The sequence below is a fragment of the Aeromonas sp. FDAARGOS 1415 genome (assembly GCF_019048365.1).
Taxonomy (GTDB): Bacteria; Pseudomonadota; Gammaproteobacteria; order Enterobacterales; family Aeromonadaceae; genus Aeromonas; species Aeromonas taiwanensis.
Genome location: NZ_CP077363.1, coordinates 3,740,592 through 3,754,568 on the forward strand (window position 1 = coordinate 3,740,592; position 13,977 = coordinate 3,754,568).

Below are 13,977 nucleotides of genomic sequence, written 5' to 3' on the forward strand. Positions count from 1 at the left end.
GTTCAAGGGGGAGTTATGGCGCATTTTATCGACCGCAGGCTCAACGGCAAAAACAAAAGCGCTGTCAATCGGCAGCGCTTCATCCGCCGTTACAAGAAGCAGATAAAACAAGCGGTCTCGGATGCTGTCTCCAAGCGCAGCATCCAGGACGTGGACAAGGGCGAGAGCATCAGCATCCCGACCAAGGACATCGGTGAGCCCCACTTCCATCAGGGACAGGGGGGCAAACGGGAGATGGTGCACCCGGGCAACGATCAGTTCGTCTCCGGCGACAAGATTGACCGTCCCAAGGGAGGGGGTGGCGGTCAGGGGAGCGGCGAAGGCCAGGCGTCGGATCAGGGAGAAGGGGTGGATGACTTCGTCTTCCAGATCTCCAAGGATGAATACCTCGATCTGCTGTTCGAAGATCTCGAGCTGCCGCGGCTGCAGAAGACCCAGCTCAATCAGCTGATGGAGATGAAAACCTACCGGGCGGGCTACACCTCCAACGGGGTGCCCGCCAACATCAACGTGGTGAGATCCTTGCAAAACTCCCTGGCCCGGCGCATGGCGCTGCAGGCGGGCAAGAAACGCCAGCTGCGTGAACTGGAAGCGCGATTGGCCCAGCTGGCCAGCGAGCCCAACGATCACTTTGCCGAGATGGCGCAGCTCGAGAAGGAGATCCGCGAGCTGAAACGGCGGATCGAGGCGGTGCCCTTCATCGACACCTTCGATCTCAAGTTCAACAACTTCGTCAAACGGCCGGTCCCGTCCAGCCAGGCGGTGATGTTCTGTCTGATGGATGTCTCCGGCTCCATGGATCAGGCCACCAAGGAGATGGCCAAGCGTTTCTATATCCTGCTCTACCTCTTCCTGAGCCGGACCTACAAGAACGTGGAGGTGGTCTACATCCGCCACCACACCCAGGCCAAGGAGGTGGACGAGCACGAGTTCTTCTACTCCCAGGAGACGGGCGGCACCATCGTCTCCAGCGCCCTCAAGATGATGAGCGACATCATCAACGAGCGTTATCCCGCCAACCAGTGGAACATCTATGCGGCGCAGGCGTCCGATGGGGACAACTGGGCGGATGATTCCCCTCAGTGCCGGGAGATCCTGATGCGCGACATCATGCCGCGGGTGCGTTACTACTCCTACATCGAGATCACCACCCGAGCCCACCAGACCCTGTGGCACGAGTACGAATCGGTGGCAGAGCAGTACGCCCACTTCGCGATGGAGCACATTCGCAAGGTAGAGGACATCTATCCGGTCTTCCGGGAGCTGTTCAAGAAGCAAGCGGCTTGAGGGACCCCCTATGGCAGAAACCGCGAGAAAAATAGCACCGCTGGACGATGGCCCTGACTGGAACTTCGATCTGCTGGAGACTTATCATCAGGAGATCTCCCGGGTGGCCAAGTTCTATCGGCTGGACACCTACCCCAACCAGATCGAGGTGATCACGGCGGAACAGATGATGGATGCCTACTCCAGCGTCGGCATGCCCATCGGCTATCAGCACTGGTCATTCGGCAAGCGCTTCATCCACACCGAACGCAACTACAAGCGTGGCCAGATGGGGCTGGCCTACGAGATCGTCATCAACTCGGATCCCTGCATCGCCTACCTGATGGAGGAGAACACCATGCCGATGCAGGCCCTGGTGATGGCCCACGCCTGCTACGGCCACAACTCCTTCTTCAAGAACAACTACCTGTTCAAGGCCTGGACCGATGCCTCCTCCATCATCGACTACCTGCTGTTCGCCAAGAACTACATCACCGAATGCGAGGAGAAACACGGCATCGATGCCGTCGAGCGGCTGCTCGACTCTTGCCATGCCCTGATGAACTTCGGGGTGGATCGCTACAAACGGCCACAGAAGATCTCGCTGGCGGAGGAAAAGCGGCGCCAGAAGGCGCGGGAAGACTACCTGCAGACCCAGGTCAACGAGCTGTGGCGCACCCTGCCTAAGCAGCACAAGATCTCCGGGGTCGAAGACAGGCGCTACCCGGCGGAGCCCCAGGAGAACATCCTCTATTTCATCGAGAAGAATGCCCCCCTGCTCGAACCCTGGCAGCGCGAAATCGTGCGCATCGTGCGCAAGATCAGCCAATACTTCTATCCCCAGAAGCAGACCCAGGTGATGAACGAAGGGTGGGCCACCTTCTGGCACTACACCATCCTCAACCACCTCTACGACGAGGGGAAGATAAGCGATCGCTTCATGCTGGAGGTGCTGCACAGCCACACCAATGTGGTGTATCAGCCCCCCTACAACAGCCGCTACTACTCCGGCATCAACCCCTACGCCCTCGGCTTCGCCATGTTCACGGACCTGCGCCGCATCTGCGAGCACCCGACCGAGGAGGACAGACACTGGTTCCCGGACTACGCCGGCACAAACTGGGTCGAAACCCTGCATTTTGCCATGCAGAACTTCAAGGACGAGAGCTTCATCAGCCAGTTCCTCAGTCCCAAGGTGATGCGCGACATGAAGCTGTTTGCCATCGACGACGACGACCTGAAGAACTACCTCAAGGTCTCCGCCATCCACAACGAGGAGGGTTACCGGCTGGTGCGCAGCACCCTGTCAGCCCAGTACAACCTGAGCAATCTGGAGCCCAACATTCAGGTCTACAACGTGGCGGTGAAGGGCGATCGCTCCCTCACCCTGCGCTACGTGCCCCACAATCGCATCCCTCTTGGCGAGTCACGCCACGAGGTGCTCAAGCATCTGCACCAGCTGTGGGGATTCGACGTGATACTGGAGCAGGACAACGGCGAGCTTGCGGCCGACATCATAGGCCGCTGCCCGGAGCGCAAGAGCATGACCTGACGGGCAACAGCAGAAGATCGAGCATAAAAAAACGCGCCTTCAGGCGCGTTTCTCTTGCGTCGCAGCAATCAGTTGTCACACAGGTTGCTCGGCATGTCCTGACGCAACCGGGTCCACAACTTGCCCGACTCGATACCGTACTGGCGCACTGTCATGAACACGGCTTCGTGATCCTTGGTCTCGGCCAGCTTGCGCAGCGTCTTGTAGTAGGCATCCGCAGTTTCCCGCGCCTGCTTGTCGGAGAAGTAGTAACGCCCGACGCGGCTATACAGCCCCTTGAAACCGTTGAGGATCAGGGCATAGATGGGGTTGCCGGAAGCAAATGAGAGCTGGTGATGGAGACGATAATCGAACTCCGCATAGGCTTCGGCCGTGTTCTCCACCTCGTCGGCCCCACGGAGGATCTCGGCGGCCTGTTCCGGGTTGTTGCGAATGGCGCCCCGTATGAAGATAGTGCAGATGTTGGTGCGGGCCGACAGCAGCTGGGCCACCAGATCCGGCACCTTGTCCTGATCGAGACGCGCCAGGGTCTCCAGGATATTGAGGCCCGAGGTTTCCCAGAAATTGTTCACCTTGGTCGGTTTGCCATGCTGGATGGTGAGCCAGCCATCGCGGGCAAGGCGCTGCAACACTTCGCGCAAGGTAGTGCGAGTCACGCCAATCAGCTCGGACAGTTCACGCTCCGCCGGCAGAATGGATCCAGGAGGAAAGCGATTGTTCCAGATGGACTCGATGATGTATTCCTCGGCAAACCCGGCAGGGCTTTGCGCTTTTATGACCATGTAATGACTCTGTTGTAGTGCGTAAAAAGGCTCACGAATAATAGCAAAGCCGGTCATGCTGGCAAGCAGAAGGTCAGTCCTCTGCTCACATTAACCCAATCTTTTTGTTAAAAATATGTGATGCGCAACAACTCAGGAGCCAAGCAACACCAAATGATGCCGTGATGAGCACTTCATCACTGGGCAAGTCTCTCCACCTTATTTATAGTTATCGCTCCCTTGATTAAAATCATGTGCAATCAATCTGATACAGGTGAATATCCGGATGTTCGGGTCGAGTCGGGCTCGGCTGCATAGACTCAGATATCAACAACAGAACAGAGAATCATCATTATGCCAATCAGCCTAGGGCGCGCTTTTACAAAGAATTTTTTGGGCAATGCCCCCCGATGGTACAAAATTGCCATCGTTTTATTCCTGCTGATCAACCCGATCATCTTCTACTTTGACCCCTTCCTTGCCGGCTGGTTGCTGGTTGTCGAGTTCATCTTCACCCTGGCGATGGCGCTCAAATGCTATCCGCTGCAGCCAGGCGGTCTTCTGGCCATCGAGGCGGTACTCATCGGCATGACCTCGGCCAACCAGATCAAGCATGAGCTGGTGGCCAATATAGAGGTGCTGCTACTGCTGGTCTTCATGGTGGCTGGCATCTATTTCATGAAGCAGTTGCTGCTCTATGTCTTCACCAAGATGCTGGTGCGCATCCGCTCCAAGACCTGGCTCTCCCTCGCCTTCTGCCTGGTATCGGCTTTCTTGTCCGCCTTCCTCGACGCCCTGACCGTGATCGCCGTGGTGATCAGCGTTGCCACCGGCTTCTACGCCATCTACCACAAGGTGGCCTCACGGGACGAGTCCGGCAACCTGCACCACGACGACGAGGAGATTGACGAGCTTTCCCGCCAGCATCTGAACGAGTTCCGCGCCTTCTTGCGAAGCCTCATGATGCACGCGGCCATCGGCACCGCACTGGGGGGCGTCTGCACCCTGGTCGGTGAGCCCCAGAACCTCATCATCGGTGAACAGGCGGGCTGGCATTTCGGCGAATTTGCCGTGCGCATGGCTCCCGTCACCATCCCCGTGTTCCTCTGTGGCCTGCTCACCTGCATCCTGGTCGAAAAGTTCCGCCTGTTTGGTTACGGCACCCGGCTGCCCGACCCCGTCCGTCACATCATGGAAGCCTATGAACGCGAGGAGGATGCACAGCGCTCCCCCCAGGACAAGGCCAAGCTGATCGTCCAGGCGGTGATCGCCGTCTGGCTCATCACGGGTCTGGCCCTGCACCTTGCCGCAGTCGGGCTGATCGGCCTGACGGTCATCGTGCTCGCGACCGCCTTCACCGGCGTCACCGAAGAACACGCGCTTGGCAAGGCGTTCCAGGAGGCGCTCCCCTTCACCGCCCTGCTCACCGTCTTCTTCAGCGTGGTGGCGGTGATCATCGACCAACAGCTGTTCAAGCCGGTGATCCAGTGGGTACTGGCGGCCAAGCCGGAGGATCAGCTCGCCCTCTTCTATCTGGCCAACGGCCTGCTCTCCATGGTCAGTGACAACGTCTTCGTCGGCACCGTCTACATCAACGAGGTGAAGACGGCGCTGATCAACGGTGCCATCAGCCGCGATCACTTTGACCTGCTGGCGGTGGCCATCAACACCGGTACCAATCTACCATCGGTCGCCACCCCCAATGGCCAGGCCGCGTTCCTGTTCATGCTGACCTCGGCACTGGCACCGCTGCTGCGCCTCTCGTACGGCCGCATGGTGTGGATGGCTCTGCCCTATACCCTGGTGCTGGGCCTGGTCGGTTTCTTTGCAGTGGAGCTGCTGCTCGGCCCTGCCACCGAGTGGTTCTACCACGCAGGCTGGCTGGTCGATCACGCCGCCGTACCGCTGCCGACCCCGGCCGCACATTGATGATGAGAGGGTCTGTTCGGCCCCTTTCTTTTTAGATAGGGCTCTGCTCTAATTCAGCCACTCTTTTTCTCCGTGAGATCAATCAGATGATCGAGTTTCTTCGCCGTATTGCCAGCCATCGCCTGGCCTGGGGGTTGCTGGCTGCGTCGGCGCTCTTCCTCGAGCTGTGTGCCCTCTTCTTCCAGCACGTACTGGGTCTGCACCCCTGCGTGATGTGCATCTACGAGCGGATCGCCATTCTCGGCGTGCTGGCCGCCGGTCTGCTCGGGATGGCAGCCCCCCACAAATGGTACGTACGCTGGAGCGCCATGCTGCTGTGGGGTTACAGCGTCTTCTGGGGCCTGAAACTGGCCCTCAAGCACGTGGATTACCAGATGAACCCCTCCCCCTTCAACGTGTGCGAAGGGTTCGTCGACTTCCCCAGCTGGGCACCGCTCGATCAGTGGATCCCCTGGTTGTTCTTCCCGGACGGTGACTGCAGCGAGATCAGCTGGCAATTCCTCAGCTTCTCCATGCCCCAGTGGCTGGTGGTCATCTTTGCCGCCTACCTGCTGGTCTTCGTGGTGGTCGCCATCGGCAACCTCATCAAGGGCCGCTGCTGCAACTAAACACCGGTCGATGCATCCAAAAAGGGAGCCCAAGGCTCCCTTTTTATTCTGCCCCGCAGTTCGTTCTGGGCCACCAGCACCTTCTCCTGGCACCATCAGAGAGCGGTCGTCACCTGCGCCAGCGACCAGCTAGTCTGCTGAGTGGTTGCCTTGGCAATGGGTCAATCACAAATAACAAAAAGGGGCCCATGGCCCCTTTGTTGCAATCAACCTTGTCCGGTTCAGACAGCCGTCTTGTTGGCATTCATCCTGGCTTTCGCCATGCCGATCACCATGGGCAACAGCGAAATGGCGATGATGCCGAAGATGAGCAGGGTGAAATTGTGGCGCACCACAGGCAGATTGCCGAAGAAGTGGCCCGCGTAGACGAAGGAGAGCACCCACAGGAGACCACCCACCAGGTTGAACACCAGGAAGCGGGGATAGGTCATGGCGCCCATGCCGGCCACGAAAGGCGCGAAGGTACGTACTATGGGCAGGAAGCGGGTGATGATGATGGTCTTCCCCCCGTGCTTGGCATAGAAGGCGTGCGTCTTGACCAGATGGTCACGGCGGAAGATCTTCGAGTCAGGATTGCGAAACAGCTGCTCCCCGAAGAAGTGGCCTATGGTGTAATTCACCACGTTGCCAAGCACGGCGGCGATGATCAGCACCCCGGCCAGGGTGTGCACATTGAGTGCGCTGTCCACGGTCAGGGCGCCGGCGGCAAACAGCAGGGAATCACCGGGCAGGAAGGGCGTGACCACCAGACCCGTCTCGCAGAAGATGATGATAAACAGGATGGCGTACACCCAGACGCCGTAGTGTTCGAACAACTCTTTCAGATGCACGTCGACGTGCAGGATAAAGTCGATGACAAAGAGGATCAGTTCCATTTTTTGGTACCCATGAAGTGAACGGCGTGGAGTCTACGCCAATGAGACCTGGCTCACAATCGCCTCCAGGCCCCCTTTTTCATCCAGCATCAGAGGGCGCCCTCCATGCCCCCAGTCCTGCCCCGTCCGCTGCCGCTCCAGCACCGCCCAGGCACTGGGCCAAGCGACCTCAGTCGAGCTTGTCCAGTGCGGCCACCACGGCGCCGGGCAGGCATTTCTCCCAGCCCCACAACAGGAGCATCAGCAGGGTCGCATCATCGAGCCAGCCGACGAGAGGCACCAGGTCCGGCACCAGGTCCACCGGGCTGATGCCGTAGATCAGGATAAGGATCACCAGCCCCTTCGCCCACCAGGGGGTGGCAGGATGGCGAAAGCCGAGGTAGAGGCGACGCAGGCGCCGCCAGATGAGCCAGCGTCTGGCGCTCATGATTCGATCAGCTCGCCGCGCAGCCGCTGGATCTGATCCCGCAGCGCCGCCGCCTGTTCGAACTCCAGATCCCGCGCATGCTGGAACATCTGCTCCTCCATCCGCTTGATCTCCTTGGCGATCTCGCTGGCGGAGCGGGCATGGTACTCCCCTTGGGGCTCGGCGGCCTTGCGGCTCCCCTTGCCGGCCTTGCCCGCGGTGCGGCTGCCCCCCATGTCCATCACATCGCCGATGGACTTGTTGAGTCCCTTAGGCGTGATGCCGTGTTCCAGGTTGTGGGTGTGTTGCAGGGCGCGGCGCCGCTCGGTCTCCTCGATGGCCACCTTCATGGAGTTGGTGATGGTGTCCCCGTAGAGGATGACCTTGCCGTTGAGGTTGCGCGCCGCCCGGCCTATGGTCTGGATAAGCGAACGAGTGGAGCGCAGGAAGCCCTCTTTATCCGCATCCAGAATGGCCACCAGAGAGACCTCCGGCATGTCGAGGCCTTCGCGCAGCAGGTTGATGCCCACCAGCACATCGAACTTGCCCAGACGCAGATCGCGGATGATCTCCACCCGCTCCACGGTATCGATGTCGGAGTGCAGGTAACGCACCCGCACCTCGTGATCCGCCAGGTATTCGGTCAAGTCCTCCGCCATCCGCTTGGTGAGCGTCGTCACCAGCACCCGCTCCTCCACGGCGACCCGCTTGCGGATCTCGGAGAGCAGGTCATCCACCTGGGTGCTGACCGGCCGCACCTCGACCTCGGGATCGAGCAGGCCGGTGGGGCGCACCACCTGCTGCACCACGTCGCCGCCGGACTTCTCCAGCTCGTAGGGACCGGGGGTCGCCGACACGAACACCGTCTGCGGCATCAGGGCCTCGAACTCGTCGAACTTGAGGGGGCGGTTGTCCAGCGCCGACGGCAGGCGGAAACCGTACTCCACCAGGGTCTCCTTGCGGGATCTGTCCCCTTTGAACATGGCGCCGATCTGGGGCACCGTGACGTGGGATTCGTCGATGATGAGCAGGCCGTCCCCCGGCAGGTAGTCGAACAGGGTGGGCGGCGGCTCCCCCGGCGCGCGGCCGGAGAGGTAGCGGCTGTAGTTCTCGATGCCGGAGCAGTAGCCGAGCTCCTGCATCATCTCCATGTCGAACTGGGTGCGCTGGCTGATGCGCTGCTCTTCCACCAGCTTGTTGAGGGACAACAGCTGCTCGCGCCGCCCCTTGAGCTCCTCCTTGATGTGCTCGATGGCCCCCAGGATGGTCTCCCGCGGGGTGGCGTAGTGGGTCTTGGGGTAGATGGTGTAGCGCACCACCGTCTGCTCGATGGCACCGGTCAGCGGGTCAAACAGGGAGAGCCGCTCCACCTCTTCATCAAACAGCTCCACCCGCAGGGCCAGTTTGTCCGACTCGGCGGGGTAGATGTCCATCACCTCCCCCCGCACCCGGAAGGTGCCGCGCTGGAAGGCCATGTCGTTGCGGGTGTATTGCAGCTCGGCGAGGCGGCGCAATATGTCCCGCTGGTTGATCACGTCCCCCACTTTGAGGTGCAGCATCATGCTGAGGTAGGCCTGGGGATCCCCGAGGCCATAGATGGCCGACACCGAGGCGACGATCACCACATCGCGCCGCTCCAGCAGCGCCTTGGTGGCCGACAGCCGCATCTGCTCGATGTGATCGTTGATGGAGGCATCCTTCTCGATGAAGGTGTCCGTGGTCGGCACATAGGCCTCGGGCTGGTAGTAGTCGTAATAAGAGACGAAGTACTCCACCGCGTTGTCGGGGAAGAACTCCTTCATCTCCCCGTAGAGCTGGGCCGCCAGGGTCTTGTTGGGGGCCAGGATCATGGTGGGGCGGTTGAGGGTCGCGATAACGTTGGCCATGGTGAAGGTCTTGCCCGAGCCGGTCACCCCGAGCAGGGTCTGGTGCGCGAGGCCCGACTCGAGGCCGTCGAGCAGCTGGGCGATGGCCCTCGGCTGATCCCCGGCGGGTTGGAACTGGCTGGCCAACTGGAATAACTTGCTCATGACGACTCCCGGCAAAAAACGGCAAGGGAGCAGTGTACCCCGAGTCGGCGAGCCTGGGTATCCGCCAACCTGCTCTGATGGCTATTGACCCCGAAATGCGACCTCTGTATGATGCACCTCCTTGCCTGATGTTCCCCCGTAGTTCAGTCGGTAGAACGGCGGACTGTTAATCCGTATGTCACTGGTTCAAGTCCAGTCGGGGGAGCCAATCTCCTCACCATCTCGGTGCAAGTTATCCACTTTAGTGCTTTCCTCTGCCAATTTTAATGCACAAGCCATCGCTTGCGGCGCGCTCCCCTTTTGATCCCCCATTCCCGACCAGCAGCGTTTTGTTCTGCTGCGTATAACTATCTGATTTTTAAAGAAACAATTTTTTGCAGGTATTTTTTGAACAGCCCTTGCAGCCCAGTATTGGCGCGGGATACAGCCTGATCGCCAAGTTTCATAAACAGGGTTATCCACAGTTTCTGTGGGTAACTTGGCCAAAGCCACGCCTCGTCTAGGTTGGCGACGATCGCCTCCCTTCATCGGTGCTACCACGCCGCTATCCCCATTTTCTGCTGTTTTTGCTCTCCCCCCTAAATGGGGTCAACCAGGGCAATGCCCTCGCCCTGGCGCAGTATTTTTTCGCCATCCCCCGTGCCACGGGTCAGCACTCGCCGGATGATGCTAAGGATTCCTTTGTCACCCAACCTTCCCCCCAGTGAAAAATGCTGAAAAACATGCTCAATTGCTCCCCATGCAGCAGGTAATAAATTGTCCACAGGGGGAGTGCCGCCTCTTCGCCCGACAGCACAAATCACTCATTGACACCGTGGATGGCAGGGTAAAATAGAGCCGTTTACCCCAAAGGGCCCACGCATCCCCCCTCTGCCCCGAGAGCACACCACTTAACTGGCTGCCAATCCGCTTTGACGCTTCTTTCTTGCCGAGGGATCCGGCACAATGTCGGCCCCACTTTTTTCCTCGGTTTTTCCGGGCATGACCATAGATTTCGTGACACTGCTACATCAAAGCGACTCCCTGCTGCTGTTCGTGGTATTGGCCTTCGGCCTGCTGCTGGGCAAGGTCCGCATCGGCAACTTCCAGATAGGCAATACCATTGGCGTGCTCTTCACCGCCCTGCTGTTCGGCCAGATGGGATTCCAGTTCTCCACCTCCACCGAAAACGTCGGCTTCATGCTGTTCATCTTCTGTGTGGGCATAGAGGCGGGCCCCCACTTCTTCAGCGTCTTCCTGCGCGACGGCATCCACTACATCACCCTGACCCTGGTGATCCTGCTGAGCGCCCTGCTGCTGACCGTGGGGCTCGCCAAGTTCTTCAATCTGGGGCCGGGCATGGCGGCGGGCATTCTGGCGGGCTCGCTCACCTCGACCCCGGCCCTGGTCGGTGCCCAGGATGCCCTGCGCAGCGGCCTGCTCAACCTGCCCCACCAGACCGACATGCAGTCGGTGCTGGACAACATGGGCATCGGCTACGCCCTGACCTATCTGGTGGGGCTGGTGGGTCTGATGCTGGTGGTGCGCTACCTCCCCTCGCTGGCGCGACTCGATCTCAATACCGAGGCGCAGAAGATTGCCCGTGAACGGGGCCTCTCAGACAGCGAGAGCCGCAAGACCTATCTGCCCATCATCCGCGCCTATCGGGTCGGCCCGGAGCTGGCCGCCTGGATCGGGGGACGTACCCTGCGGGAGACCGGCATCTATCCCCACACCGGCTGCTATGTGGAGCGTATTCGCCGCAACGGCATCCTGGCGAGCCCCGACGGTGATGCCGTCATTCAAGAAGGGGACGAGATCGCTCTGGTGGGCTACCCCGAGAGCCACGAGAAGCTCGACGTCAACTACCGCAACGGCAAAGAGGTGTTCGATCGCAACCTGCTTGACCTGCAGATCGTCACCGAAGAGATCGTGGTGAAGAACGATGCCGTGGTGGGCCGTCATCTGGTGGAGCTCAACCTCACCGAGAAGGGGTGCTTCCTGAACCGGGTGGTGCGCTCCCAGATCGAGATGCCGTTCGATCGCAATATCATGCTGCAAAAGGGTGACGTGCTGCAGATCAGCGGCGAGAAACAGCGGGTCAAGCTGCTGGCCAACAAGATCGGCTTCATCAGCATCCACAGCCAGACCACGGATCTGGTGGCCTTTGCCACCTTCTTCGTGCTGGGGCTGCTGATCGGCTCCGTCTCCCTGGTGTTCGGCCAGATCGAGTTCGGCCTCGGCAACGCCGTTGGCCTGCTGCTGGCGGGGATCCTGATGGGCTACCTGCGGGCCAACCACCCGACGGTCGGCTATGTGCCGCCGGGCGCCCTGCGTCTGGCCAAGGATCTCGGCCTTGCCGTCTTTATGGTGAGCACCGGCCTCAAGGCCGGGGGGGGCATCCTGGATCACCTGAGCGAGGTGGGGATGGTGGTGCTCTTCTCCGGCATGCTGGTCACCACCTTGCCGGTGCTGGTCGGCTACCTGTTCGGGGTCTGGGTGCTCAAAATGAACCCGGCCTTGCTGCTCGGCGCCATCACCGGGGCCCGAACCTGCGCCCCGGCCATGGACGTGGTGAACGAGGCTGCCAACAGCTCCATCCCTGCGCTCGGTTACGCCGGCACCTATGCGGTGGCCAACGTGATGCTGACCCTGGCGGGCTCCTTCATCATCGGCTTCTGGTTCTAGCCAGGCGGGCCCGCAACACCCAGAAAAAGAGGAGCCTCGGGGCTCCTTTTTTCATGGGCAGACGGCCAGGGGGTTGAATAGTGGAAATCGTGCTATGGGGCTCTCTCTATCAAACCCAATAAGCTAAATCCCCCGCAAGGCGCCACTTACACTCAATAAAACGAGTGAGGTGTACGTTATGAAACGCTTATGGATTGTCGTGATCTGGCTGTTCTGCTCCCTGACGCCAGCCTGGGGGGCCGAATCCGACAAGCAGGCGGCCACCGATGAGGAAACACAAAAAAGCGCCCTGAGCTTCGAGGGCAACGAGCTTGCCAAACCCATGCTGGGCGACCTTGACGCCATGCTGGAGCGCCGCTCCATCCGGGTACTGACGACCTACAACAAGACCGGCTACTTCATCAACAAGGGCGTGCAACGGGGTGTCACCTACGACGCCTTCGTCCAGGTCGAGAAGCGGCTCAACGAGCAGCTGCGCAAGGACAAGGCCATCAAGCGCCACCTCAAGGTGCACTTCGTCTTCATTCCCGTGGCCCGGGAAGCCCTGCTGAGCGCCCTCATCGCCGGCAAGGGGGACATCGCCGCCGCCAATCTCACCATCACGGACAAGCGCAAGGAGCAGGGCGTGGCCTTCACCGATCCCCTGCTGCAAGACGTGCGGGAGCTGCTCGTCTCCGGCCCCTACTCGCCCAAGGTGGAGAGCGCCGCCGATCTGGGGGGCAAACGCATCTACGTGCGCCCATCCTCCAGCTATTTCGAGAGCCTCATGGCTTACAACCAGGCCCGCAAGGCGGCGGGAGAGCCCCTCATCGACATCCAGCCCGCCTCCGAAGTGCTGGAAGATGAAGATCTGGTGGAGATGGTCAATGCAGGCCTCCTGCCTTTCATCGTCATGGACGAGCACAAGGCCCGTTTCTGGCAGAAGATCTTCCCCAAGATCACCATCCACGACGACCCCGTCTTCCGGGAGGGGGGCATCATCGCCTGGGCGGTGCGCAAGGAGAGTACCCAGCTGCTCGCCATGCTCAACGAGCAGATCAAGGCGCTGCGTGGCAAGGCGACCGGGGATGAACTCCTCGCCCGCTATCTCAAGCAGAACAAGTACGTCAGGAGTGCCGCCGCCGAGGCCGACCGCAAGAAATTCCTGCAGGTGGTGGAGCTGTTTCGTGAATACGGCGAGAAATACGACGTGGACTGGTTGCTGATGGCGGCCCAGGGCTACCAGGAGTCCGCCCTCAACCAGAAAGCGCGCAGCCACGTCGGCGCCATCGGCGTCATCGGCGTCATCGGCGTCATGCAGATCATGCCCGCCACCGGCAAGGGTCTCAAGGTGGGCGACATCCGCCAGCTCGAGCCCAACATCCACGGCGGCGTCAAATACATGCGCTGGATGATCGACCACTACTATGCGGACGAGCCCATGACCGCCCTCGACAAGGCACTCTTTACCTTCGCCTCCTACAATGCCGGCCCTGCCCGGGTGGCCAGGCTCCGTGCCGAGACCAGGAAGCGAGGGCTGGATCCCAACGTCTGGTTCCACAACGTCGAGTACGTGGCGGCCGAGAAGATAGGGCCAGAGACCGTCACCTACGTGGGCAACATCTACAAGTACTACATCGCCTACAAGCTGGTGGTGGAGCAGATGAAGCTGCGCCAGCAGGCCAGCGAGGCCCTGAAGCAGGAGGCGAAGGAAGACGTCAGCACATCGGCGGCGAAACCGACCCAGTGATCCTTAGCGGACGAGGCGCTCACGGGCGCCTCGTTTCTATGCGCATTTTCCCTCATCTTACCGTGACCAGAATGAACACAATGGCCACAACAGCCTTAATAGCCATTACGGTCAGATTGTTTTCCAGTCAGACATGATTAATTAACCTTCCTGC

At 60.2% G+C, this 13,977-nt stretch carries 11 protein-coding genes and 1 tRNA gene; 7 read left to right on the forward strand and 5 right to left on the reverse strand.

Annotation, left to right across the window (positions count from 1 at the left end; all coding sequences use genetic code 11):
• Positions 1-15 precede the first annotated feature (15 nt).
• Both I6L45_RS17460 and I6L45_RS17465 read left to right on the forward strand, forming a co-directional pair.
• The gene (locus I6L45_RS17460) at positions 16-1,287 is read left to right on the forward strand and encodes a YeaH/YhbH family protein (RefSeq protein WP_043760125.1); all 1,272 of its coding nucleotides are present in this window, start codon (positions 16-18) and stop codon (positions 1,285-1,287) included.
• Between the two features lie 10 nt (positions 1,288-1,297).
• On the forward strand, positions 1,298-2,818 hold the full coding sequence (locus tag I6L45_RS17465; protein WP_216982772.1) for a SpoVR family protein: 1,521 nt from the start codon (positions 1,298-1,300) through the stop codon (positions 2,816-2,818).
• 68 nt (positions 2,819-2,886) lie between these two features.
• Here the strand turns inward: I6L45_RS17465 and fadR are convergent, their stop codons facing one another.
• Positions 2,887-3,600, reverse strand: a complete 714-nt coding sequence (gene fadR / locus I6L45_RS17470; protein ID WP_043760120.1) for a fatty acid metabolism transcriptional regulator FadR — start codon at positions 3,598-3,600, stop codon at positions 2,887-2,889.
• Positions 3,601-3,933: 333 nt separating this feature from the next.
• Here fadR and nhaB point away from each other — a divergent pair, with 333 nt between their 5' ends.
• Both nhaB and dsbB read left to right on the forward strand, forming a co-directional pair.
• A complete protein-coding gene (nhaB, locus tag I6L45_RS17475; RefSeq protein WP_043760118.1) occupies positions 3,934-5,508 on the forward strand; it encodes a Na(+)/H(+) antiporter NhaB in 1,575 nt (524 codons plus the stop codon).
• A gap of 86 nt (positions 5,509-5,594) precedes the next feature.
• A complete protein-coding gene (dsbB, locus tag I6L45_RS17480; protein ID WP_216982773.1) occupies positions 5,595-6,116 on the forward strand; it encodes a disulfide bond formation protein DsbB in 522 nt (173 codons plus the stop codon).
• Between the two features lie 221 nt (positions 6,117-6,337).
• On the opposite strand, the gene I6L45_RS17485 is transcribed toward dsbB, so the two are convergent.
• From I6L45_RS17485 to uvrB, 3 genes are all read right to left on the reverse strand, one after another.
• Positions 6,338-6,991 carry a DedA family protein gene (locus I6L45_RS17485; RefSeq protein WP_043760116.1) on the reverse strand — a complete coding sequence of 218 codons (654 nt, stop codon included), beginning with the start codon at positions 6,989-6,991 and terminating at the stop codon, positions 6,338-6,340.
• A 169-nt stretch (positions 6,992-7,160) separates the two neighbouring features.
• Complete coding sequence (locus I6L45_RS17490) at positions 7,161-7,418, reverse strand: YkvA family protein (protein ID WP_216982774.1); 258 nt, start codon at positions 7,416-7,418, stop codon at positions 7,161-7,163.
• A complete protein-coding gene (gene uvrB, locus I6L45_RS17495; protein WP_216982775.1) occupies positions 7,415-9,427 on the reverse strand; it encodes an excinuclease ABC subunit UvrB in 2,013 nt (670 codons plus the stop codon). Before uvrB ends, I6L45_RS17490 begins: the two co-directional genes overlap by 4 nt.
• A gap of 132 nt (positions 9,428-9,559) precedes the next feature.
• Between uvrB and I6L45_RS17500 the strand changes: the two genes are divergently transcribed.
• Positions 9,560-9,635, forward strand: a tRNA-Asn gene (locus tag I6L45_RS17500).
• On the opposite strand, the gene I6L45_RS17505 is transcribed toward I6L45_RS17500, so the two are convergent.
• On the reverse strand, positions 9,614-9,913 hold the full coding sequence (locus I6L45_RS17505) for a hypothetical protein (RefSeq protein ID WP_216982776.1): 300 nt from the start codon (positions 9,911-9,913) through the stop codon (positions 9,614-9,616). The genes I6L45_RS17500 and I6L45_RS17505 overlap by 22 nt on opposite strands.
• A 495-nt stretch (positions 9,914-10,408) precedes the next feature.
• On the opposite strand from I6L45_RS17505, the gene I6L45_RS17510 reads away from it, so the two are divergent.
• Both I6L45_RS17510 and I6L45_RS17515 read left to right on the forward strand, forming a co-directional pair.
• Complete coding sequence (locus I6L45_RS17510) at positions 10,409-12,094, forward strand: aspartate:alanine antiporter (RefSeq protein ID WP_029314601.1); 1,686 nt, start codon at positions 10,409-10,411, stop codon at positions 12,092-12,094.
• Between the two features lie 178 nt (positions 12,095-12,272).
• Positions 12,273-13,823 (forward strand): lytic transglycosylase F, encoded by a 1,551-nt coding sequence (locus I6L45_RS17515; protein ID WP_216982777.1) that lies wholly within the window; start codon positions 12,273-12,275, stop codon positions 13,821-13,823.
• The last annotated feature ends 154 nt before the right edge of the window (positions 13,824-13,977 follow it).

Bases quoted from the DNA above. Each gene is read 5' to 3' on its own strand.
- I6L45_RS17460 (WP_043760125.1), top strand. From the start codon at position 16: ATGGCGCATTTTATCGACCGCAGGCTCAACGGCAAAAACAAAAGCGCT.
- I6L45_RS17465 (WP_216982772.1), top strand. From the start codon at position 1,298: ATGGCAGAAACCGCGAGAAAAATAGCACCGCTGGACGATGGCCCTGAC.
- fadR (WP_043760120.1), bottom strand. From the start codon at position 3,600: ATGGTCATAAAAGCGCAAAGCCCTGCCGGGTTTGCCGAGGAATACATC.
- nhaB (WP_043760118.1), top strand. From the start codon at position 3,934: ATGCCAATCAGCCTAGGGCGCGCTTTTACAAAGAATTTTTTGGGCAAT.
- dsbB (WP_216982773.1), top strand. From the start codon at position 5,595: ATGATCGAGTTTCTTCGCCGTATTGCCAGCCATCGCCTGGCCTGGGGG.
- I6L45_RS17485 (WP_043760116.1), bottom strand. From the start codon at position 6,991: ATGGAACTGATCCTCTTTGTCATCGACTTTATCCTGCACGTCGACGTG.
- I6L45_RS17490 (WP_216982774.1), bottom strand. From the start codon at position 7,418: ATGAGCGCCAGACGCTGGCTCATCTGGCGGCGCCTGCGTCGCCTCTAC.
- uvrB (WP_216982775.1), bottom strand. From the start codon at position 9,427: ATGAGCAAGTTATTCCAGTTGGCCAGCCAGTTCCAACCCGCCGGGGAT.
- I6L45_RS17510 (WP_029314601.1), top strand. From the start codon at position 10,409: ATGACCATAGATTTCGTGACACTGCTACATCAAAGCGACTCCCTGCTG.
- I6L45_RS17515 (WP_216982777.1), top strand. From the start codon at position 12,273: ATGAAACGCTTATGGATTGTCGTGATCTGGCTGTTCTGCTCCCTGACG.